Here is a 23662-nt window from a genome sequence, read left to right as displayed (position 1 = left end):
CTCAATTTACTCAAAATAGAGTGGTTTTTTATTATCTTTGACTCTTAAATCAATTTACCAAGTATATGGATATTAAAGACATTCAAAATCTAATTAGATTTGTTGCAAAAGCAGGCGTATCTGAAGTAAAATATAAAAATAAGGACTTCGAAATCCTAATCAAGACTCCTCTAGGAGGCGAACCAGTTAGTTATGTATCACAGCCACTAGCTTACCAAGCACCTGTTGCACAAGCGGCTCCTGCTGTTGCGCAAGCTGCCCCTACGGCAGAAGCAGCTCCAGCAGCAGATGACAGCAACCTTATCACAATAAAATCTCCCATGATTGGAACATTTTACAGAAAGCCATCTCCAGACAAAGACGTTTTTGTTAATGTTGGAGACTCTATAACTTCTGATAAAGTAGTTTGTGTCATCGAGGCGATGAAATTATTCAACCAGATCGAAGCGGAAGTTAGCGGAAAAATTGTTAAAATTTTAGTTGACGATGCAACACCAGTAGAATATGACCAACCCTTATTCTTGGTAGATCCATCATAAATTTAGTTAGAAGTTAGAAGTTAGAAGTTAGAAGTTAGATTACTAGCTTTTATGTTTCCTACTCATTATCTAATTAACTAATCATCTAATTAACTAATTAAATTATGTTCAAAAAAATATTAATTGCAAACCGTGGTGAAATCGCAATGAGAATTTTGCGTACAGCCAAAGAAATGGGCATAAAAACGGTTGCAGTATACAGTACCGCTGATAAAGACAGTTTACATGTAAGATTTGCTGACGAGGCTGTTTGTATCGGCCCAGCAATGAGCAAAGATTCTTATCTTAAAATCCCAAATATTATCTCAGCTGCAGAAATTACTAATGCTGATGCGATACATCCAGGTTATGGATTCTTATCAGAAAATGCTAATTTCTCAAGAATCTGTGCTAACAATAATATCAAATTTATTGGAGCAACACCTGAGCAAATCGAAAAAATGGGCGACAAAGCTACGGCTAAAGCAACTATGAAAGAAGCGGGAATCCCATGTGTACCTGGTTCTAACGGGTTGATTGATTCTTATGAAGATGCCCTACGAATTGCTAAAGAAACTGGCTATCCAGTAATGATAAAAGCTACAGCAGGTGGTGGTGGTAAAGGTATGCGTGCGGTGTGGAAAGAAGAAGACCTAAAAGAACATTGGGAATCTGCAATCCAAGAAGCAGTCGCAGCCTTCGGAAATGGCGGTATGTACATGGAAAAGCTTATTGAAGAACCTCGTCATATCGAAATTCAAATCGCAGGTGACCAATACGGAAAAGCTTGCCATCTTTCAGAAAGAGATTGCTCTATCCAAAGAAGAAATCAAAAACTGATTGAAGAAACACCATCTCCTTTTATGACGGATGAACTTCGTGAAAAAATGGGCGCAGCCGCTGTAAAAGCTGCCGAATATATTGGTTATGAAGGGGTCGGAACTATCGAATTCTTGGTTGACAAACACCGTAATTTCTATTTCATGGAAATGAACACACGTATCCAGGTAGAACATCCAATTACAGAACAAGTTATCGACTATGATTTGATTCGTGAACAGATTTTATTAGCAGCAGGAACACCAATTTCCGGTATTAATTATTATCCAAAATTACACGCTATAGAATGTCGTATCAATGCGGAAGACCCTTATGCAGACTTCCGTCCGTCTCCTGGAAAAATCACTGGATTAAATATTCCTGGTGGACATGGTGTAAGAGTTGACACGCACGTATATTCGGGTTATACAATTCCACCTAACTACGATTCTATGATTGCTAAATTGATTACAACAGCGCAAACAAGAGAAGAGGCAATTGCAAAAATGAAACGTGCATTGGAAGAATTTTATATTGAGGGTGTAAAAACTACAATCCCTTTCCACAGACAATTACTAGATGACGAAGACTTCTTATCTGGAAATTATACAACTAAGTTTATGGAATCTTTCGTAATGGACAGAAAATACGAATACAATATTTAAAATTTCATAAATTATTAAAAAATTGCCCAGCTTAGGTTGGGCATTTTTTTTAACTTGCAAAACCAAATATTATTAATATGAAACAAGATACCAATTATTATATTGAATTAGAAAACAAATATGGCGCTCACAATTACCATCCACTTCCAGTAGTTTTGGAAAAAGGGGAAGGTGTTTATGTTTGGGATGTTGAAGGTAAAAAATACTATGACTTCTTATCTGCTTATTCCGCTGTTAACCAAGGACATTCGCATCCTAAAATTGTAAAAGCTTTAACGGACCAAGCACAAACTTTGGCTTTAACTTCTAGAGCATTTTACAATAACAAATTAGGAGAATACGAGAAAAAAATTACTTCACTCTTCAAGTTTGATAAAGTTCTTCCTATGAATTCTGGTGCTGAAGCAGTGGAAACAGCTGTAAAATTAGCCAGAAAATGGAGTTATGAAGTAAAAGGAATTACAGAAAACGCTGCGAAAATCATCGTTTGCGAAAACAACTTTCACGGAAGAACAACTACCATTGTTTCGTTCTCAAATGATCCTGATGCCAACCAAAATTATGGTCCGTTTACACCTGGATTTATCAAAATTCCATATAATGATTTAGTGGCTTTAGAAGAAGTTTTAAAATCTGAAGCTCAAAATATCGCAGGATTTTTAGTAGAACCTATTCAAGGGGAAGCTGGCGTTTATGTTCCTGACGCAGGTTTCTTAAAAGGAGCATCTGAGCTTTGTAAAAAATACAATGTTCTTTTTATTGCAGACGAAGTTCAAACAGGAATCGCAAGAACAGGTAAGCTTATTGCGTGTTACCACGAAGAGGTTCAACCTGATATTTTAATTTTAGGAAAGGCACTTTCTGGAGGAATGTATCCAGTTTCAGCAGTTTTAGCAAATGATAGTATCATGAATGTTATTAAACCCGGACAACACGGTTCTACTTTTGGTGGAAATCCTATTGCGTGTGCGGTTGCCGTTGCGGCTTTAGATGTGGTTGAAGAAGAAAAATTATCTGAACGTTCACAAGAATTGGGTGAACTTTTCCGTTCTGAAATTGAAAAGCTTATTCAAAAGACAGATTTAATAACCCATGTTCGTGGTAAAGGTTTGCTAAATGCAATTTTAATTAACGATACTCCCGTAAGTTCCACAGCTTGGAATCTTTGTGTTGCCTTGAAAGAAAATGGCTTATTAGCAAAGCCAACCCATGGAAATATCATCCGTCTTGCACCTCCATTGGTAATTACCAAGGAGCAACTTTTGGATTGTGTTAAAATAATTGAGAAAACCGTTTTGGAATTTTAATGTAACGTCCTGAAAAAATGATACAGGATTAGACCAATAAAATTTTATTTTAAACAGTACATATATTCGTATTTGTACTGTTTTTCTTTTTGTACGATTTTGGTATTAAATCTTGTTGCTGGTGCATTTGCATCGGTGTTAAATAATAGTTTGACAAATGCGGTCTTAACTCATTATAGACCTTTACGGTTTGTTTGACCAAAATCTTTCTTGTATTCAAATCTACATTAGATTTATCAATATCATACTCTTGTTTTAAAATACCATTAATTCTTTCGGCTATGGCATTCTCATAAGGATCTGATTCTTGTGTCATACTACAACGTATTTTATGCTTTTTTAATAACTTTTGATAATCATCGGAACAATATTGTAATCCTCTGTCTGAATGATGAATAAGGTTCTTTGTGTTTTCTTTTTTCAATGCCATTTTCAAAGCTTTTAGACAAGATGCTGTAGCCAAAGAATCCGACACATCAAAGCCTACGATTTTCTTAGAATAAGCATCGGTTATCAAGCTTAAATAGGCAGGATTTTCTCTGTTTCCCAAGTAGGTGATATCCGACACCCATACATTATTTGGTTTTCTGCATTGATAATCTTTAATTAAATTTTTATGTTTCTTAAAACGATGATACGAATTGGTTGTTTTGTGATAACATCTTTTAGGGATGATTAACAAATGGTTAGCTCTTAGGATATCAAAGAATTTGTCTCTGCCAATCTTTAAGATTTCAAGTTTCTCTTTCAAAAGAAAATATAATTTTTTTCCACCCATTTTGGGATGGACAATCCTTATTTCTCCAACCCAATCCACAACCTGCTGTGCACTTTGCTGCCGCTTTGCTCTTCGCTTTAAATGACGATAATAAACCTGTCGGTCCACCCCGAACAATTCACAGGAGAAACTTATGGTTTCTTTTTGTTCCTTTCGGAAAGAGTCGATAGTTCGGGTGGTGAGTTTTTTCGTATATCAATTTGATATTCCTCTTCGGCAAGGTTAATCATCATATCGAAAATAATGGCTTTTTTATCAGCCACATAAGCCTGTTTCTCAAGGAAAGCCTTCTGCTTTTGCAAAAGCTTTACTTGGGCTTCAAGCTCCATGATCTTTTGTTCTGGTGACTTTGGCATATTCGAAGGCGTTTGGTTCTCCCAATCAAAGGTACCAAATTTTCTGAGCCAACTCACAACTGTGCTTCGAGCTTGGATGCCATATTTTCGGCAAGCAACAGTGGTAGAGAGTTCTCCAGACTCGATTTCTTTTACAACGTTCAACTTAAAAGACATACTGTAATCGCGCTGAGTGCGTTTGACATAATTGTTTCTTTCTTCCATAATAACGATTATTTTTTTTGTATCGCTATTTCAGGACGGGACATAACAATAAATAAAAAAGCTTTAGAATTAGTCTAAAGCTTTTTTATTGTAATATTTTCATATAAAAATTCAAGTAATTGCGGGCCATTACTTTATAATCAAACTGTTGTGCCCATTTTTTTATCTTAGCAGACTCTAACTGTTGATTAGCTCTGTAAAACGTCATGTTTTCTTTAAAAAATACTGCCATATTCTTAGGATCAAAATCTTCAAAATAGTAAGCTGCTTTTCCACCAATTTCTGGAAGACTTGTATAGTTTGATAAGAAAACAGGTTTTCCGAAGGCCATAGCTTCTATAGGCGGAATTCCAAAACCTTCAGCAATGGAGGGATGACACATGGCTTGGCAATTTTGTATCAATGCATATTTTTCTTCTTCGCTAATATTTTTCAAAAAATGCACTCTGTTTTCAAGATTCATTTTTTTTATTTCTTCTTTTACCTGTGTAGCATAAGGTTCTTTTTCTCCTGATGCAATGAACACCAAATCTTCTTCAATATAAGGAAGCATTTTAATCAAAGACAATTGGTTTTTTTTATCAAATAAAACACCGATATTAATAATGTATTTTTTGTGTTCCAAGAAATTGAATTGTCCTAAATTATATATTTTTTCCTCGGGAAGCAAAATCCCGTTGTGAATAATTTCTATATTTTTCAGTTTGTTAAGGCTGAATAAAGCTTTATTTTTTTCAAAATCTTCTTTGGCATATTGGGAAATACAAACAATATAATCTGCATTTTTCACATTATTATTCACCTTAGAAAGCATTTTTTTTCTTTTAGAATCAGATAAATTTTCGTGCAGAAAATTTAAATCGTGTAAGGTGAGTACTTTTAATGTTTTTTTATAATCTTTCTGAAAATAAGAAGATAGTTGGTGGCTAACGTGTACAATGTCGTATCTACTGCTAAATTTTTCGTAAAATTTATGCCATTTTTTCCATTGTAGTTGATTTTCAGAATTTGGGAATTTTCCAAAAAAATGAATATCGACATCGGAGCCGTGCTCTTTTAAACCTTGTTTTAAATTCCGAAAAACATTAGCAATTCCAGAATATGGATAACGAAGGCGTTCTAAGTCTACCAGAATTTTCTTACGCATTATTTTTTAATTTCAAAAATGTTGTTCAATATTTTATACTCTGCGCTAAAGCTGTGATTGTTGCGGAAGTAAGCCGCGGTTTCGGCTTTCATTTCTTGATAAAATATTGGATTTTCTAATAATTTTTTGATATAGTCAGCAAAATCTACAGGATTGTCAGTATACAAACAGCCATTGTTTTTTTTGTTAAACAATCCATCTACTCCTCTTCTGTTGGTTACAACAGGTAACCCGTAAGAAAGTGCTTCCAATACTTTTATTTTAATCCCAGTTCCGCTCAACATAGGACAAATGGCTACTTTAGCTTGGGTGTAAAAACTTTCTAAATCTTCCACCATTCCATATAGGACGACATTGGGATATTTTTTTTGTATGGAATCTTTAATCTTTCCAATAATATGGATATCAACATTTTCCAACAAGGGCAAAACTTCTTCTAAAAACCAGTGTATGCCTTTTACATTGTGCGGGTTTTCACTGGCAACATAGACAATACTATACTTAAAATTTTCTTGATGCTTGTGGATATTGTCTGGAAAAGAGATAGGCATTAATTGAACTTTCTTTTCTGTAAACTGTTCAAAAATATATTCTTCTTCTACAGAGTAAGTCCAGATTTCATCATACTTTTTTAATATATCGATTTCATTTTGGAAAAGCTTTCCAACTATTTTTCTTTTGTCTTTATATTGCGCTGTTATAAAGTCATGTGTATCATTTATCTTGTATGTACTATTGGGCAAGGCATCTGCTAATGCGCCCCAAGAAGCATAACTGATGATGGCTGTATCAATAGCACCAATTTTTTTCAGTATTTTTTTAAAACTATGTCTTAAAAGATAGCTGGTTAAGTCGATTTGATTCCTTCGAAACAAATAAGGAATTTTATATAAAAAAAGATATTTAAAAAAATGTTTTTTGGATTTCTTATCTAATAAATGTAATTGCAGATTAGTATATTTTTTTCTAAATGCAAGTCTGTCTTGGTCTTGCCACATTCCCCAATCTCGTAAAGACACAAAGTGAACTTCCAAATGTTGTTGTTGCTCCAGATAGGAAAGCATTTGGTTAAGTCTTGTTGTATTTCCTGCTTTTCCAGACATAGGACTATCTGGCATAAAATAAAGTATTCTTAAATTACCCATAAAATGGTATTTCTTGCGCATCCAAAAGCATGCATTTTCTTATTTTTTAATGAAAATTTAGTTAATTATTTTTTTATAAATTTCTAGATACTCATCAGCCGTTTTTTCCCACGAAAATTTTGCAGCTTGCAGCAATGATTTTTCTGAATAATCTCTTCGTTTTTTATTATCATAATATAAATCTTTCATTGTTACAACTAAGGCTTCGTTATCGTTCGGATCCAACATAATACCAGCATCGCCAACAACTTCTGGTAACGAGGACAAATTAGAAACCACGACAGGAACGCCACATTGCATTGCTTCTAATGGAGGCAAACCGAATCCTTCATAAAAAGACATATAGTAAAAAGATTGCGCATGACTGTATATGCTTGCTAACTCATCATTTTCTACATGTCCTGTAAAAATAATTTTATTTTTCAAGCTCTCAGCATTTTCATAGGCTTCGAAAATAGTTTCGTATTTCCAGCCTTTTCCTCCCACTAAAACTAGTTGTAAGTCATTAATATTGTTGTCAGAAATAAATTTTATAAAATTTCTAATTACAAAATCGATATTTTTACGAGGTTCTAATGTGCTTAAACTTAAAAAATATTTATCCTTTATCGCATATTTATTTTTAATAGATTCTATTTTTTTTTGATTTTCACAGGGATAGAAAAGTTCTTTAGATGCGGCTAAATGTACGACATGTATCGCATTATTTTTAAGTCGAGGCGCCAATCTTACAAGGTCTTTTTTGGTATGATTGGATACACAAACAATGGTATCATCTTCTGTAATACTTTCAATAATTGCATCAAGGTGTTTGCCTATGTCGTAATTCGGAAACAAAAAAGGAATCATGTCGTGTATGGTTATAACACGCTTTAGATTAGGAAATTGTTGAAGTCTTTTATCAAATGGAAAAAAAACAGAATGGTATATATCAGCATCCTTTAGATAGCTTTTATCATAATGTAAGTGAAAATCAGAAATTCCGATTTTTTTATAAATTATCTTAAATAATTTTTCTTTTCGGAATGGTAAAAACTTTCTTCTTGCAGGCTGATTAGCAAGTGGAATATTATAGTTAAAGTTTTTTAAAAACTTTAAAATTTTGGACTGAATTTTTTCATCACGATTGTAACAATGATTTGTTAAGCTTAATTCAATATCCTTTTTTTTATACAAATTTTTTAACAGTTCTGCCGATACTCTATAAATTCCAGATTCACTAGATTCATAATTTTTCCCTAAGATCTCTCCATCAAAAACTACTTTCACTTACTATCTTATTTATTCTTTTATCCTTAGAAGTAATATTATAAACAACAATTTACTTAATAAGTAGGGCTTTTTCTACTTTGCTGACCATACAACCTGATCATTATAAGTATATATCACAAGGTTGCCATCATCTTGTACGGTTAATTTATCAATATCTCTGTTTGTCCTATTGGTTGCAAAAACAGCTATATTATTTTGATCATATACAACTAGATTGCCATCTTGCTGAAATACAGCTCTATCACCACGCCCTTGGGTATTACTTGACCATATAGGATTACTTTTACTTCTATAATACATGACAAGATTACCATCATGCTGAAAAACTAAATAATACTCTCCGCTTGCAGAATAGTTTTTTTCTTCTTTATTAAATCGTTTACCTTTATTAATAACACCGTTGTAGTATGAACCGCTATTAGCATTTTGGGATTTTGAAGCCCATATCGCCGAGCCTCTCGATCCATATACAACTAGATTGCCATCATCTTGAATTTTTAAAAAATCTCCTCTACCATTTGTATTTGAGGCAAAGATGGCCGAAGCATTATTGTAAACAACTAGATTTCCATCATCTTGAAAAATTGCTCTCGTACCTCGGTTTTGAGTTTTTGCATCCCAAAGCGCAACTCTATCACGATTATACATTACTAAATTTCCATCACCCTGAAATACTAAATAATAGGACGAATTAGAAGAATAGTATTTTCTTTCCTTGGCAATTTCTGTTCCAGGATTTAATATTTGAGCAAAAAACTGCGTGGAAACAAGAAGCGCCAATAAATAATTTAATTTTGTTTTCATTGTAGTAATTTTAGTTTTAATTTAGATTCTTCGTCACGAACGATCATACTCATCCTCCAATCTCACAATGTCATCTTCTCCAAAATAAATCCCCGTTTGCACTTCTATAAAAACAACAGGTTTATTGGTAAGATTCATAATTCTATGCTTAGCGCCTAGTGGAATAAAAACGCTCTCTCCATAAGCTAATTGAATCTCTTTATCATCCAATATTACTGTAGCATTACCTTCTATAATCGTCCATTGTTCCTGGCGTTTATGATGATATTGATACGACAATTTTTGCCCAGGATTAACCTCGATCCGTTTCAGTTTATAATGTGGTTCGTCTGCCAATACATAGTATTTTCCCCAAGGTCTTTCTCCAATTTCCAACATAAAATAAAGTATTTTTAATTAACTGACTAAGTCAAAATATTTTTTAAGAACCAACAAAGATATTAAATCTTCTAATTTTTTGTTATTAAAATTTGATCGATATTTCTTCGCTTCTTCTATTATAGACAAAGCTTCGTTTTTATTTTCAGTAAAATATTCTAACCGTTCTTCTAAATCTGAATAATCTTCGGCGATTTGTATATAATGTTGATTGGGAACCAAAGTTCCTTCCATATACCAAGTTTCCATCTTCAGAGATGGCGCAACAGCAATAGAATTAGATGACATAATCCACTTGAGATTTGTTGCCACATCATTACCTTCAAGACTTAAAATAAACTTGTATTTCAAATGCTCATCAATTGTAATTTTCGGTTTAATCCATTTGGGATCACCTCCATGTTTATTAACTTGTCCCAGCTCGCATAATGGATTATCAAAATATTGATTGAAAAAATCAGCACGATGCTGTTGATGTACTGCTGCTCTCCCTATCAGCCTATTTCTCTTATCTTCAAATCTTTTATTATCCTCAACTGATACAAAATGTCTAGCTTTATCCAGATTAAGAAGAATATTATTTTGATTATCACCATATATAGGGCGACTTTTTGTAATCATCGGAAAAGGCAAAATTGTATTGACATCCCCAAACGCATAATCGATTAATAAGTCTTTATCAAAATATTTTGCATATTCATAGGTATCAAAATAATAAGATTTAGGCGTTTTGGGATGGAGCAAATCTTTGATTTTTGTTCCAAAATGATCAACTTTTTGAGACTGATTCAACTTATTATAATAGTCAACACGATATTCCGCTGTATCCAAATCTTGTTTCGATAAAGATCTTCTTAAGCTATTAATCTTTTTCTCAAGATTTCGTTTTGGCGAAAACCTATGGGAATAGCCTTTAATATAAAATAATAATTTATTTTGCTTATCTACTTTTGTCATCAATACAAACTTAATCAAATTTAAGAAAATCACTTCAAATTTCTTAAATTTGCACTCTAAATTTGGAATATGGAAAAAGTACGTGTTCGTTTTGCACCAAGTCCAACAGGAGCTTTACACCTTGGGGGCGTAAGAACAGCATTATATGACTATCTTTTTGCAAAACATCATGGTGGTGATTTTGTATTAAGAATCGAAGATACCGACACCGCAAGATACGTGGAAGGTGCCGAAGATTACATCATGAAATCTTTGGAATGGTGCGGTCTTATTCCAGACGAAAGCCCCATTCATGGAGGACCTTACGGCCCTTACAGACAATCTGAAAGACGCGATATTTACGATAAATATACCGAGCAAATTTTAAAAACGGATTATGCCTACATCGCTTTTGATACACCTGAAGAATTGGATGCTACTCGCAGTGAATTTGAAACTAAAGGAGAAGTTTTCGCATACAACAATTTCACCAGAAATCGCATGAAGAATAGTTTGACACTTTCTCCAGAAGAAGTGGAAAAACTAAAAGCAGACGGTACGCCTTATGTGGTGAGATTCAAAATGCCAGTTGGTCGCCAGATGAACATGCAAGACATCATCCGTGGTAATTTTAGCGTTAACACAGATACTTTAGACGATAAAGTTTTAGTAAAAAATGACGGAATGCCAACTTACCATTTCGCTAATATTATTGATGACCATGAGATGAAAATTTCCCATGTTATCCGTGGTGAAGAGTGGCTGCCATCTATGGCTTTGCACGTTTTACTATACGAAGCAATGGGTTGGGAAGCGCCAGAATTTGCGCACCTTTCATTAATTTTAAAACCAGAAGGTAAAGGAAAATTAAGTAAAAGAGATGGTGCTAAATTTGGATTCCCTGTTTTCCCAATGGATTTCAAAGATCCTGAAAGTGGCGATGTTTGGAAAGGCTACAAAGAGTCTGGTTATTTCCCAGATGCATTTATCAATATGGTGGCACTTCTTGGTTGGTCACCTGCCAATGATAGAGAAATCATCTCAATGGAAGATATGATTTCTGAATTTGATTTAAATAAAGTTCATAAAGCGGGCGCAAGATTTAATCCAGAAAAAGCAGTTTGGTTTAATCATGAATATTTATTAAAGAAATCTGATGAAGAGGTTTTAAGCTTATTCAAAGAATTAGAAGAAGTTAAAAACTCAAATTTGAATGATGATACTTTATTAAAAATCGTTTCTCTAATGAAAGAAAGAGCAAGTTTTATTAAAGAGATCTATAACGACAGCAAGTTTTTCTTTGAAGCGCCAACAGCTTATGATGAAAAAGCCAGCAAAAAAGCTTGGAATGACCAAACAGCGGAGCTTATGTCGGCTTTTGCAGAGCAACTTCAAAACTCAGATTTCAATCCAGAAACTTTAAAGCAAGCCATTCATGATTTTGCAGAAGTTAAAAAACTAGGAATAGGTAAAGTGATGATGCCTTTGCGATTATCTTTGGTTGGAGAACTTAAAGGTCCAGATGTTCCGGACATCCTTTCAATCCTTGGAAAAGAAGAAAGTATTAACCGAATTAAACATGCTATTTCTAGCATAAAATAATAAATTTCGATTCTTAAAAAATTAGATGTTGTAAAAAAACATTATTTTTGAAGCTTGAATCCTTACGAACAATGGAATATTTAGATTTTGAACAGCCTATTAAAGATCTTATGGAGCAATATGACAAATGCGCTCTAGTAGGTGAAGAAAGTGGCGTAGATGTTAAAGAATCTTGTAAAAAGATTGAAGATAAAATTCTTGATACTAAGAAAAAAATATACGGCAACCTAAGCCCTTGGCAACGTGTACAGTTATCCCGTCATCCTGACAGACCTTACACATTGGACTACATCAAAGGTTTGGCAGACGAAGATAGCTTTGTAGAGTTACATGGCGACCGTAATTTTGGTGATGACCCAGCGATGATTGGCGGACTTATCAAGATAAACGGCGAAAGTGTCATGATTATCGGAACTCAAAAAGGTAGAACAACCAAAGAAAGACAACATCGTCGTTTTGGGATGTCTAACCCTGAAGGTTACCGCAAAGCTTTACGTTTAATGAAACTAGCAGAGAAATTCAACATTCCTATTGTAACCTTAGTGGATACGCCAGGTGCATATCCTGGACTGGAAGCTGAAGAACGCGGACAAGGCCAAGCTATTGCCCAAAACATTTTGGAAATGTGCCAAATGAAAACACCTATTATCACCATTATCATCGGTGAAGGTGCTTCTGGTGGCGCACTAGGAATTGGTGTTGGCAACAAAGTTTATATGTTAGAAAACACTTGGTATTCTGTAATTTCGCCTGAAAACTGTTCGGCCATATTGTGGAGAAGTTGGGAATACAAAGAAACTGCTGCTGCAACGATGAAACTAACAGCGCAGGATATGTTAAAGGAAAAATTAATTGACGCCATTATCCCAGAACCATTGGGAGGTGCACACTATGATCCAAAAGAAACTTATAAAAACGTAAAAGAAACCATCTTAAAAGATATTAAAGCTTTGTCAAAACAATCTGGAGAACGTCTAATGAAAGACCGCCAAGAGAAGTTTATCGACATGGGACAATATAAAGGATAACTTTCTTTATGATTTAAAAATAATAAAGGGCGACAGCTACGACGTCGCCCTTGTTATTTCTATAAAATATTTTTTATTTGTTTCCTAAAGTAATAATGGTACTGGCATTTATACTTTTATTAGAGGTATAAGAAGCACCGCAAATAGAGGTTGTCAAATTATAAGTTCCTTTTTCGATTAATATGTAATTCTGATTTTTGGAAGGCACACTGAGGTTATAGAATTTTTTCTTACCACTTACTTTTATCACCAACTCACAAGCGGAACGATTGACAATTTGTAAAACCGCTTCTTTAGAATTTCTATTATCATTAAAAAGGTTAGTTAATATGGCTGCAGTTTTTTCAGCATTTTCCGAAGTTTTAGATTTATTAATATTTTTTTCAACTTTACTAGCCGTTAGTTTAGAAACTTTCGGTTTGGCCTCTGCATCATTTCCACTTCCAGAAGTTGTAACAGTATAACTCATCGTTGATAGTTTCTTTTTAAGCTCTGGCACTTTCGGATGTTTGGGATTGGCAGCAATAAAAGCTTGTACGACAGCCGGATCTTTTGAGCTTTGCGCTGCAAACACACTTACTTGTGCAGCATATAATCCCGATATCAGTAGCATAGTCAGTAAAACTAAATTCTTCATAAGTCACAAAATTACATTTACAATTATTTAACGTAGAATCTATCTTTTTAGTTTGTGTATAATTTATTATCTTTGCCAAGCTAAAAAACGATCTAATATATCACTTTTTTTTAAATAAAAATCATTACAAATATGTACACACCAGTAGCAGCAGACGTAGCAAAGCTAAGAAACACAACAGGAGCAGGTATGATGGACTGCAAAAAGGCATTAGTAGAAGCAGAAGGTGACTTCGAAAAAGCCATCGAAATCTTAAGAAAAAAAGGGCAAAAAGTTGCAGCTAACAGAGCTGACAGAGAGTCGACTGAAGGTGCTGTTATCGCAAGAGTTAACGAAGACAACACATTAGGTGCTATTATCTCTCTTAACTGTGAGACTGACTTCGTTGCTAAAAACGAAGCTTTCGTAGAGCTAGCTTACGAATTAGCTGAAATGGCTATCACAGCTGGTTCTAAAGAAGAATTATTGGCTACAGATTTCCACGGTATTACAGTTGCTGATAAACTAATCGAACAAACTGGTGTTATCGGAGAAAAAATCGAAATCGGAGCTTTCGAAAGAATCGAAGGTCCTTTCGTAGGTGCTTATATCCACGCTGGTAACAAAATCGCTGCTATCACTGCTCTTTCTGCAAAGGTAGATGGTGCTGAAGAAGCTGCAAAAGCTGTATCTATGCAAGTTGCTGCGATGAATCCTATCGCTCTTGATGAGACTCAAGTTTCTCAAGAAACTATCGATAAAGAATTAGAAATCGAAAGAGATATCTTAACTAAAGAAGGTAAACCTGCTAACATTATCGATAATATCCTTAAAGGTAAAATGCAGAAATTCTACAAAGACAACACTTTGGTACACCAAGCTTTCATTAAAGACGGTGGAATGTCAGTTTCAGATTATGTAAAATCCGTGAATGCTGACCTTAAAGTTGCAGGATTTGCAAGAGTTAGCTTATAATTTTTATAAAAATTATACATCATAAAAAAACCAGTCATGCGACTGGTTTTTTTTATTTAAATAGAAACCGCCGTCGTGGATTTGACTTCACCAATTACAAAAGCACTATGCGAGCTTCCGATATGTTTTAGCGATGTTAACTTGTTGACCACAAAACTTCGGTAGTCTTTAATATTAGCCACACCGATTTTCAAAATATAATCATAATCGCCACTCACATGGAAACAATCCATAACTTCTGGCAAATCCATAATTTCTTTTTCAAAATCCTGTACATATTCTTTTTTATGCTGAATCAGTTTGATATGACAAAGCACCACGAAATCACGATTGACCTTTTCTTTATCAATCAAAGCAACATATTTGCGGATAATTTTGTTTTTCTCCAACTTACGAATTCTCTCATATACGGCTGTTGCAGATAAATTCAGTTGGTTAGCAATTTCTTTAGTAGTCATTTTTGCATCTTCTTGCAGTAGCATCAACAACTTTTTATCAGTATCATCTAGGTTCATAAAATATTCAACTTAAAACTTGATTTTAAATCAAATCTAAACAAAATTTTCTATAATTAAACCTAAACTATTTAATATTATCTAAATATAAGTTTCATTCTTGTAATAAATAAGACTTTCTGCAATATTTGTAAATAAAAACAATTACATGAAACAATTTGATCCAGCCAACAACATTCAGGATTTACAATATTTCGGAGAATTCGGCGGTGTTAATCCTTCCATATCGGACAGTTCTACCTACACCTTTTTATCAGCCAAAACAATGTTCGACACTTTCGAAGGCAATACCGATGGCTGCTATCTATACTCGCGACACTCCTCTCCTAGCAATTTGTATCTTGGAGAAGCCCTTGCACAGATGGAAGCTACCGAAGCCGCCAATGTTACGGCATCTGGTATGGGCGCGATTACCTCAACACTGATGCAACTTTGTAAAAGTGGCGACCACATCGTTTCCAGCAGAACCATCTACGGTGGAACTTATGCATTTTTAAAAAATTTCCTTCCCGACTATAACATTAAAACCAGTTTTGTAGATATTACAAATCTAGAGCTAGTCGAAGCGTCGATTTCTGAAAACACCAAAGTTTTGTATTGCGAATCTGTTAGCAATCCACTTTTGGAAGTTGCCGATATTGCTGCTCTATCGAAGATTGCAAAAAAACACAATATTAAACTCATTGTTGATAATACATTTTCACCACTTTGTATTTCACCAATAGCTTTGGGTGCAGATGTTGTTATCCACAGCTTAACAAAATTTATAAACGGAAGAAGCAGCGACACTGTGGGCGGCGTTGTCTGTGCAAGTCAGGAATTTATTAATGATCTTAAAAACGTGAATTCTGGTGCCTGCATGCTACTTGGCCCAACAATGGACAGCCTTCGCGCGGCTAATATTCTTAAAAATCTAAGAACCTTGCATATTCGCATGAAACAACATAGCCATAATGCTAAATACTTGGCCGAAATGTTCGAAAAAGATGGTCTTACAGTAAAATATCCAGGTCTTGCATCTCATAAAGACCATGCACTTTACAAAAGTATGATGCGCGAAGAATATGGCTATGGCGGACTATTAACACTGGATGTTGGTACAGTCGAAAAAGCCAATGAAGTCATGGAAACAATGCAAAACGAAAATCTTGGTTACCTAGCTGTGAGTCTTGGCTTTTATAAAACATTATTCTCGGCATCGGGATCTTCAACATCATCAGAAATACCAGAAGATGAAAGAAAAAGCATGGGATTATCAGATGGACTCATTCGTTTTTCTATTGGATTGGACAACGATATCCAACGCACTTACGAAAAAATGCGCGCCTGTCTTATCCAAGCCAAAGTGATCAATTAATCATTCTCATATATTTTTTTATTGGAATCTCAAGTTTTTTTAAAGCTTGGGATTTTTTGTCTTAGGCTTATTTTAATTCTAAAACTTAATTAACGATTTTAAAATTGTAATTTTGTAGCCCTTATTTTACAGACCAAAATTCTGAGAAAAAATGTGTAACAATCTAGTATTCAAATTTATTTTCATTTTAAGTTTTGTATTTACAAATTCTTTAGGAAAAGCTCAATACATAAACGTTGACACCAATTACAATGCACAACAATTGGTCGATAAATTTTTGGGAGCCAATAACACTTGTATCAGCATTAGCAATATTAGCGTAACTGGACATAACTTCGGAGGAAATGACCTTAGCTATGGAGTTTTTAATAAAGCTACGAGCAACTTTGCAATAGACGAAGGCATCATTCTTTCTACTGGAAAAGCAAAATCTGCTATTGGCCCCAACAACAGCTTACAAAGCAATACAGACGCTGGCTGGAGTGGCGACCCAGACCTAGAACATGCTTTAAGCATTGGTAACACATCATACAATGCAACGGTTTTAGAATTTGATTTTGTGTCTAGTAATAGCTCTAAGATTTTTTTTGAATACATGTTCTTATCCGAACAATATTTAAGAACAATAGACAGTGGAAGCTGTAATTATACGGATGGATTTGCTTTTTTAATAAAGAAAGTCGGCGATACAGATTACAAAAATCTGGCTGTAATCCCAGGCACAAACATCCCCATAAAATCGAATACCGTACGAGGTGGCGGAGAAAGCTGCCCTGCCATTAACGATCAATATTTTGGACAATACAACTATGGAAACAGCCCAAACAACTTCAATGGGGAAACCAAAATATTAACCGCCACAACCGATGTAATACCTGGCGCAACTTATCGCATCAAACTGGTTATTGCAGACCAAGGCAACGGCCTTTACGACTCGGCTGTTTTCTTAAAAGCTGGAAGTTTTGTAGGCAACAAAGACCTTGGCCCTGATTTAAGCTTAGAAAATGGTACCGCACTTTGTACCAACGCTAGCCATACAATAGACGCTACCCCAACTGTTGCACAAGGTACGGCAGTGGCTTATACTTGGAAAAAAGATGGCGTTATCATAGCGTCCGCACAAAATCAACCAACATATATTGTTAACTACAACCAACCGGGATACTACGAAGTAGAAGTGGAACTCGCTAGTGGATGCAAGCTGATTGGCAACATTACAATAGACCTACAAATTCTACCTATAATAGGAAACACTACTTTTAATAATATTTGTGATGATGATTTGGATGGTATGGCAGAAGTTTATTTCGCGGCATACTCTCAACAGATTATAACCAATATGTCCGAAAGCTATAATGTGAAATATTTCAAAAACCCACCGTCAAATATTAATAATCCCGATTTTTCACAAGCAATTAACAGCATTAAATTCAATACAGCCGCGCAAGATGTTTGGATTTGGATAAAACCAGGAAGCTGTACGCCAACTTTGCAAAAGATTACTTTTAACCAAAACAGTAAAAGCAACTATCAGACTCTTTCGCCTATTGAGATATGCGACAATGACCTTGACGGAAAAACCAAAATTGACCTTACCGACTACCTTAACATTTTGATTCCCGGATACACGGGTCAGCCAACTTATTATAAAAAATTTGCTGATGCTGGTAAAAGGCAGAATGCAATAGCTTCGGTGGTGGAAGTGGATATTACACAACCCAGCCAGACATATTATGTAAGATTTCATCAATCTGGACTTTGTGACAACGTAGCGCCCATTAGCTTTAATCTTAAACAACCCAAAGCCTCTACCCAACTTCCAAAAGAAGTCACGGTTTGCAAAAACGCAACCTATCCAGAGTTAGATGCTGGTACAGGAAAAGATCCCATTACTGGTCTAGGCGCTTTCACCTCGTATGAGTGGAGTTTTAACAATGCCACTACACAAAGCATTCAAAATGTACCTGTGGGAGTCTACACCGTAAAACTAGGCTATAACGGTTGCTTTTATACCCAAACTGTAGAAGTTAAAGAAGCGCCAACAGCCATTATCGATGCCATTGATATTTCTGGTTCCACGGTGACGGTGACGGCAATCGGGGGCACTGCGCCTTATCAATATGCTTTGGATGACGACGCAGCTTCGGCCTTCCAGTCGTCTCATGTTTTCAAAAATGTAACACTTGGCAATCACACTATTTATGTAAAATCCAACGACAATTGTGATGCGGTTTCTAGAGATTTTAGCCTTATTAATATCCCAAATGTTATTAGCCCAAACGCCGATGGCATCAACGATGTTATTAACCTTTCCGAATTGTTAAACAAAACGGATAGCCGTCTCAAAATCTACGACCGTCTGGGAAAACTTGTCTTTGAAGGCAACACAGGCAACAACTTCATCTGGGATGGTAAGCTCAATGGGCGCGTTCTCTCTACAGGAAGCTATTGGTACGTTGCCGAGTGGATCGAACCGACTTCTGGAAAAATGCAGCAAATAAAAAGCTGGATTCTTCTGAAAAATTATTAGAAACGGTCTATTATTTAATTTAATTTTAAATCCCTCTAAAAAAAACAGAAGGACTGGGACATTACAAAACATAGGTAAAAAACATCTTTTTTTTTTCGAAAAGTCGTCCTCTGCAACGCCCTTGTAGAGCGACTTCCCAAAGGCTAAAAAATAGCAAGCTTGCTATCACCCGACGACAAGCTTGCTATCACCCGATGACAAGCTTGCTATTAGCTCATAACAAGCTTGTTATTTTGACCTATTTGCTTTCATTAGTTTTAAAATAAGGAATCATGGGATGACAAAAGCCTGCCGGATTGTTAAACTATGCCTTTGTTCAAAATACTTTTGCGAATTAATCGTTACATTTGTTAACCTAAGTAATTTATTAATGAAAAGAATTTTATCAGCGTTTATATTTTTGTTTTTCTTTAGCCAATATTTTTCGCAACTAGATACAGAACACTGGTTTGCACCAATGTATGACGGGCAAGGCAATAAGGGAGCAGAACAATACTTACATCTTTCAACTAATGTTACAACACCATTTGTCGTTAGCGTATACAATAATAACAGAGTAATCTATCAGGCTACAATTAGAAAAGGAAGCCCTGCCAAAATCCGTATTACCAACAGAGATTATATAATTGTAAATGAAGAAGACATAGAAAAAATTTTTACAGTAGGAACTATGGGACTATTTGTAAAAGGTGATTATCCTTTTTTTGCTAATCTTCGTTTTGGTGTTACTAACCATGCGGAGATTATCACGTCAAAAGGTTCCGCAGGTCTTGGGACAGAATTCTATACCGCAATGGCACCCAACACCTATACAAGTCTGAATATTGGTTTTATGACAAGCTTCATTGCCACAGAGAATAATACTACGGTAACAGTAGACGGTTATGACAAAAATCTGATATTTACGGATGGTAATAAACAAAGCTCCTTCACAGTTAATCTTAATAGAGGAGAGTCATATATTATAGATGGTAGAGCTCTTAATCCCACTAATCGTAGCGGTTTTATAGGGGCACACATTGTATCTGACAAACCTATTTCTGTGACCAACGGTAACTTTAACGGACAACACTCGGACAATGCAGTTCTCCTCGATGGCTCGGACATATTAATGGATCAATCTGTCCCTGTAGATAAACTAGGAAACGAATTTATACTTGTAAAAGGTTTTGGTAAAATAGGTAACCAAATGGAACGTGCATTAGTAGTCGCCACCAAACCAAATACATCAATATACGTCAATGGAGCATCTTCACCTATCAAAACACTTGTTAATCCTGGTGAATATTTTTTAGTTCCTGAAAGTCATTACCAACATCAAGGCAACGGCCATTACAACCTTCACATCAAAACAACAGAAAATGCCTACGTCTACCAACTTATGGGTGGTGTGGAAGAGAATGCTGGTAGTACATCTGCTTTAGCAACAGGAGGAATGAATTATATACCGCCGTTAAGCTGCTATCTCCCTACAAAAATTGATGAAATATCGGACATTAACCAAATTGGTAACACATCTTATTTGACCAAACTCAATATCATTACAGAAAAAGGTGCTATTGTTAAAGTTAATGGTGCCACACCCAACGCTCTATATGGGCCATATGACAATGCTACTCCTGAAAAAAAGTGGGTAACCTATTCTATTCCCAATATTACAGGCAATGTTACAATCGAGTCCGACAAAGCTGTAACTGCTGGGTTATCAGGCGGGAGTAATGCTGTAGGTTATGGAGGATACTTTGCTGGATTTTCTAAAATACCTTTAATTGTAAGGAAAAATGGAGAGTGCCTTCCAGGTGTTGTATTAGAAATTACAGAAGGTTTTGCAAGCTATGAATGGCTTATAAAAACTGGCAATACATATGTACCCGCCCCTGGCGTTAATAACAAGAATACCTATGAACCCCAACAAGCGGGTATCTATGCTGTTAGAATAAGACAAGGAAGCTGTGCACCAGAACAAACACAAGACTTAAAATTTTATAATTGTACAACACTTACAAATTATAATTATGACATGTGCGATGATCTAACTGTGACGCCAAAATTTGTACTCAGCACACAGAACCTTCTCCCTCCTATTAAAATAGACATTGAGCCAACACAAGGTTCTGCTACTATTGCTGCCGACGGAAAAAGTATAATTTACAAGCCCAACCCAGGTGCAACTGGAATGGATACCTTCGAATATTCTTTTTCTGGAGATGGCATTATCCCCGATCGCGAATCGGCGAGAGCTACAATTAGCATCAATCGAGTTATTGCAAATGACGAAAGCATCAACGAGTGTTCTACAGGCTCTACAGCAACATTTGACTTAACAAAGACAAATTATACGTCTATAGCGAATTTCAAAAGTGTAACCTATTACAAAACACAACTAGGAGCAGAAACCCAAGATACGGCAGAGCAAATCCCAACGTCTTATGCTGCGCCTACAGGGACAATCGTCTATGCAAGAATTGAAAACACCTTAAACTGTCATACCATTAAAAAAGTGACTTTAAACATTCTAAACGCGCCAGACGTAAAACCTGAAAACTATACCAAACAGCATTGTGATGAGGAAGACGGAAAAATCGATAACAACTACCAAGCCGACCTTAACGATGTAACAACAGGCATCAACGTAGCTGGTTTTAGCGTTACTTATTTTAAAACACAGGCTGATGCCAACACACCAACTGCTGCGAATACAATTCCTAAGAACACTCCTTATATATTTACAACAAGTACTAACAAAATTTGGGTGCGTGTAGAATCTGGAAGCTGCCCTATTGTCATCAAAGAAGTTGAACTAAAAATTGGCGCTGTAATACCTGACAGAACAGGAACAGCTAGCTATCCCGAAAATGTATGTAACGATGTCAATCTATTCGATTATTTAGGAAAATTCACTACTGAAACAAATCTTGTTGCAACGTATTATAAATCGCTAACAGATGCCCAAAATGGAACCAATGGCACAACAATCACCAATCCTAGCAATGTGAGTATCAACAATGGAAATAATACATTCTACCTCCGAATTTCAAATACCACTTATTGCGCTAGAATATTCAAACTGGAATTAAACAAACTAAGTCCACCAGCGCCTACTTTCCCAAATTCGCCTTACACTATTTGTGATGATGGTGTTGCCACACAACGTCTAGACGCAGGAAGTGCATACACCTCTTGGGAATGGTATAATGATAATGACCACACAACACCAATTATCAACAGCCGATACATCGATGTAAAACCAGGAAAATATTTTGTTATCGTAAAATCTTCGGCTTCGCCATGTACAACGACATCGTCCATTGTCGAAGTTAAAGGAGAACCAGCACCAGTTATAGATCCTACCGCATTAACAACTACATTTTGCGATAACAACCTCGATGGAAAGGCAGAAGTCAAATTCTCAACAGATGTTACCCCTATAATATTACAAAACAGCGCTTTGTATTCTGCAGCAAAATATTATAAAAATGCTGCCATGACGGATTTAATAACAACGGACAATTGGTCATTTGCAGTAGATACGCCTGTTTGGGTAAAAGTAACACCAAATTATTGCGCACCAATTTCAGCGATGATAACTTTAAAAGTTGGTCATAAAGTGCAGGTATTAAAAGAAAAAGTAACACTTGCAGAATGCGGTGACTTAGGAGGGAAATTCACGGTTCAAAATCTTGATAATTACCGCAATAATTTCACGAATGACGCTGGCCTAAACATTACATATCACAATTCTAAATCGGGTGCACAAAATGGCAACGATGTGGTTACCAACGCTGATTTAACATTTACAAATTCAAAAACCTACTATCTGCGAATTTCTGGTGCAGGACTTTGCCCAAGTCTAGCTGAACTAAAACTTAACATCAATATTCCGACTGCTTCTCTGATTTTAGAAGATAAAGAAACCTGTAATGGCACAACAGCAAGATTGGAAGTTGAAGCAGGATTTACAGGAAAAGTGGTTTGGTATAACGAAAACGACCCTACCAATGCCGTAAGTACCGACATAGCTTATGATGCGCCAATAGGCAATTATTTTGTTATACTAACCGCTCAAAATGGCTGCACTCATAAACAATTCGTGAAAGTAACAGAAGTCGAATCTGCAAAAATAGTAGCTATTATTGTTGAAGGTTCCACGGTTACTATAAAAGCCGAAGGTGGAAAACAACCTTATCAATACGCATTGGACAATGGATCATTCGGTCCCAACTTTATCTTTACAGATGTTAAACCAGGACTTCATACCGCCCGTGTTATGACTGATAGCAATTGTAAGCCAACGGAGATGCAATTCAGTATCATCAAAATTCTTAACACGATTACCCCGAATAATGATGGCAAAAATGATGTTGTGGATTATTCGGATTTACAATCAAAAATTGATGCAAAATTCATTGTCATAGATAGATTCGGCAAGAAAGTTTATGACGCAGCAGATAAGAAAGATTTTATCTGGGATGGTAAGCTTAACGGAAAACCTTTACCAAGTGACACCTATTGGTACATTATGGAATGGAAAGAATTGGGCGCCGAAATCCCTTCGCAACAAAAAGGTTGGATCTTGTTAAAAAACAATTAAAATCTATCACTAAATATTTAATTATAATTAATTAACAAATTGGGGTTAAAGTTTATAAAAATTTTAACCCTTTTTCTTTATCTTAAAAGTATTAACTCGCGAAAATTCTCAATACTTTT

General features: G+C 35.4%; 19 protein-coding genes. 9 read left to right on the top strand and 10 right to left on the bottom strand.

Annotation, left to right across the window (positions count from 1 at the left end; all coding sequences use genetic code 11):
• The first annotated feature begins 65 nt into the window (after positions 1 to 65).
• The 3 genes from accB to rocD all read left to right on the top strand — a co-directional run bounded on the left by accB (position 66) and on the right by rocD (position 3309).
• Positions 66 to 539: an acetyl-CoA carboxylase biotin carboxyl carrier protein gene (accB, locus tag G6R40_RS12990; protein ID WP_165136365.1), complete on the top strand. Its 474-nt coding sequence runs from the start codon at positions 66 to 68 to the stop codon at positions 537 to 539.
• Between the two features lie 104 nt (positions 540 to 643).
• Positions 644 to 2002, top strand: coding sequence for an acetyl-CoA carboxylase biotin carboxylase subunit (gene accC, locus G6R40_RS12985; protein ID WP_165136362.1), 1359 nt, complete (start codon positions 644 to 646; stop codon positions 2000 to 2002).
• 77 nt (positions 2003 to 2079) lie between these two features.
• Positions 2080 to 3309 (top strand): ornithine--oxo-acid transaminase, encoded by a 1230-nt coding sequence (gene rocD, locus G6R40_RS12980; RefSeq protein ID WP_165136359.1) that lies wholly within the window; start codon positions 2080 to 2082, stop codon positions 3307 to 3309.
• Positions 3310 to 3358: 49 nt separating this feature from the next.
• Here rocD and G6R40_RS12975 read toward each other — a convergent pair whose 3' ends face one another.
• The 8 genes from G6R40_RS12975 to G6R40_RS12945 form a co-directional block, all read right to left on the bottom strand.
• On the bottom strand, positions 3359 to 4195 hold the full coding sequence (locus tag G6R40_RS12975; RefSeq protein WP_262887651.1) for an IS3 family transposase: 837 nt from the start codon (positions 4193 to 4195) through the stop codon (positions 3359 to 3361).
• A 23-nt stretch (positions 4196 to 4218) separates the two neighbouring features.
• Entirely contained in the window at positions 4219 to 4647 is a 429-nt protein-coding gene (locus G6R40_RS15205; protein ID WP_228455863.1) for a helix-turn-helix domain-containing protein, read from the bottom strand.
• An 85-nt stretch (positions 4648 to 4732) separates the two neighbouring features.
• Entirely contained in the window at positions 4733 to 5794 is a 1062-nt protein-coding gene (locus G6R40_RS12970; protein WP_165136356.1) for a glycosyltransferase family 4 protein, read from the bottom strand.
• Positions 5794 to 6939, bottom strand: a complete 1146-nt coding sequence (locus tag G6R40_RS12965) for a glycosyltransferase (RefSeq protein WP_228455862.1) — start codon at positions 6937 to 6939, stop codon at positions 5794 to 5796. Before G6R40_RS12965 ends, G6R40_RS12970 begins: the two co-directional genes overlap by 1 nt.
• 57 nt (positions 6940 to 6996) lie before the next feature.
• Entirely contained in the window at positions 6997 to 8208 is a 1212-nt protein-coding gene (locus tag G6R40_RS12960) for a glycosyltransferase family 4 protein (protein ID WP_165136353.1), read from the bottom strand.
• A 75-nt stretch (positions 8209 to 8283) separates the two neighbouring features.
• Entirely contained in the window at positions 8284 to 9015 is a 732-nt protein-coding gene (locus tag G6R40_RS12955) for a curculin domain-containing protein (protein WP_165136350.1), read from the bottom strand.
• Positions 9016 to 9048: 33 nt separating this feature from the next.
• Positions 9049 to 9390, bottom strand: a complete 342-nt coding sequence (locus G6R40_RS12950; RefSeq protein ID WP_165137724.1) for a phosphomannose isomerase type II C-terminal cupin domain — start codon at positions 9388 to 9390, stop codon at positions 9049 to 9051.
• A 21-nt stretch (positions 9391 to 9411) separates the two neighbouring features.
• Entirely contained in the window at positions 9412 to 10368 is a 957-nt protein-coding gene (locus G6R40_RS12945) for a glycosyl transferase family 90 (protein ID WP_317164525.1), read from the bottom strand.
• Positions 10369 to 10419: 51 nt separating this feature from the next.
• On the opposite strand from G6R40_RS12945, the gene gltX reads away from it, so the two are divergent.
• Both gltX and G6R40_RS12935 read left to right on the top strand, forming a co-directional pair.
• Complete coding sequence (gene gltX / locus G6R40_RS12940) at positions 10420 to 11931, top strand: glutamate--tRNA ligase (protein WP_165136344.1); 1512 nt, start codon at positions 10420 to 10422, stop codon at positions 11929 to 11931.
• A 71-nt stretch (positions 11932 to 12002) separates the two neighbouring features.
• A complete protein-coding gene (locus G6R40_RS12935; RefSeq protein WP_165136341.1) occupies positions 12003 to 12959 on the top strand; it encodes an acetyl-CoA carboxylase carboxyltransferase subunit alpha in 957 nt (318 codons plus the stop codon).
• Between the two features lie 73 nt (positions 12960 to 13032).
• On the opposite strand, the gene G6R40_RS12930 is transcribed toward G6R40_RS12935, so the two are convergent.
• Positions 13033 to 13596 (bottom strand): DUF6759 domain-containing protein, encoded by a 564-nt coding sequence (locus G6R40_RS12930; RefSeq protein WP_165136338.1) that lies wholly within the window; start codon positions 13594 to 13596, stop codon positions 13033 to 13035.
• 132 nt (positions 13597 to 13728) lie between these two features.
• Between G6R40_RS12930 and tsf the strand changes: the two genes are divergently transcribed.
• Entirely contained in the window at positions 13729 to 14550 is an 822-nt protein-coding gene (tsf, locus tag G6R40_RS12925) for a translation elongation factor Ts (protein WP_165136335.1), read from the top strand.
• Positions 14551 to 14606: 56 nt separating this feature from the next.
• Here tsf and G6R40_RS12920 read toward each other — a convergent pair whose 3' ends face one another.
• Positions 14607 to 15065, bottom strand: coding sequence for an Lrp/AsnC family transcriptional regulator (locus G6R40_RS12920; RefSeq protein ID WP_165136332.1), 459 nt, complete (start codon positions 15063 to 15065; stop codon positions 14607 to 14609).
• A 148-nt stretch (positions 15066 to 15213) separates the two neighbouring features.
• Here G6R40_RS12920 and G6R40_RS12915 point away from each other — a divergent pair, with 148 nt between their 5' ends.
• The 3 genes from G6R40_RS12915 to G6R40_RS12905 all read left to right on the top strand — a co-directional run bounded on the left by G6R40_RS12915 (position 15214) and on the right by G6R40_RS12905 (position 23543).
• Positions 15214 to 16422, top strand: a complete 1209-nt coding sequence (locus G6R40_RS12915) for an aminotransferase class I/II-fold pyridoxal phosphate-dependent enzyme (protein ID WP_165136329.1) — start codon at positions 15214 to 15216, stop codon at positions 16420 to 16422.
• Positions 16423 to 16573: 151 nt separating this feature from the next.
• Entirely contained in the window at positions 16574 to 18952 is a 2379-nt protein-coding gene (locus G6R40_RS12910; RefSeq protein ID WP_165136326.1) for a choice-of-anchor L domain-containing protein, read from the top strand.
• 370 nt (positions 18953 to 19322) lie between these two features.
• Complete coding sequence (locus G6R40_RS12905) at positions 19323 to 23543, top strand: T9SS type B sorting domain-containing protein (RefSeq protein ID WP_165136323.1); 4221 nt, start codon at positions 19323 to 19325, stop codon at positions 23541 to 23543.
• The last annotated feature ends 119 nt before the right edge of the window (positions 23544 to 23662 follow it).

Origin of the sequence: Chryseobacterium sp. POL2, from assembly GCF_011058315.1 — a bacterium.
Classification (GTDB): Bacteria; Bacteroidota; Bacteroidia; order Flavobacteriales; family Weeksellaceae; genus Soonwooa.
This window is presented reverse-complemented; position numbering and strand designations above follow the sequence as displayed.